This window comes from Novosphingobium sp. 11B, from assembly GCF_054589055.1.
Window position 1 is genome coordinate 1 of sequence record NZ_BAAILP010000311.1, and the last position, 396, is coordinate 396.

The following is a 396-nucleotide window of genomic DNA, read 5'->3' on the forward strand; positions in this document are numbered from 1 at the left end:
GGTGGGTTCAACGGGTGGCGGCAACACAAGCTTGGAAACGCTCGGCGGGTGTTTGGTATTCGAGCGTTTTCCTTGGTCGTTCGTTGAGTTGCCGGGCGACAGCGCTCAGTTTGGCCTGGCTGTATAGCGACAGATCTGTTCCTCTGGGAAAATACTGTCGCAGCAGGCGATTGGTGTTTTCGTTGGAGCCGCGTTGCCAGGGCGACTGCGGGTCGCAGAAATAGACTTCAACATCGGTAGCCAGCGTGAGGCGGGGATGATCGGCCAGTTCCTTACCGCGATCCCAGGTAAGTGACTTGTAGAGTTCGCGCGGCAGGCGCTGCGTCTGCCTGATCAGCGCCGACACGACGCTCCTTGTGTCCTTGTTGGCGACCTTGACCAGCATCACATAGCGCG

1 protein-coding gene is annotated in these 396 nt (G+C 58.8%); it reads right to left on the minus strand.

Features of this window, described 5'->3' with window-relative positions; genetic code table 11:
* Positions 1–7: 7 nt before the first annotated feature.
* Positions 8–396: IS30 family transposase (locus ACYPYD_RS26305; protein WP_459666600.1), on the minus strand; the 389-nt coding region annotated here is incomplete at its 5' end.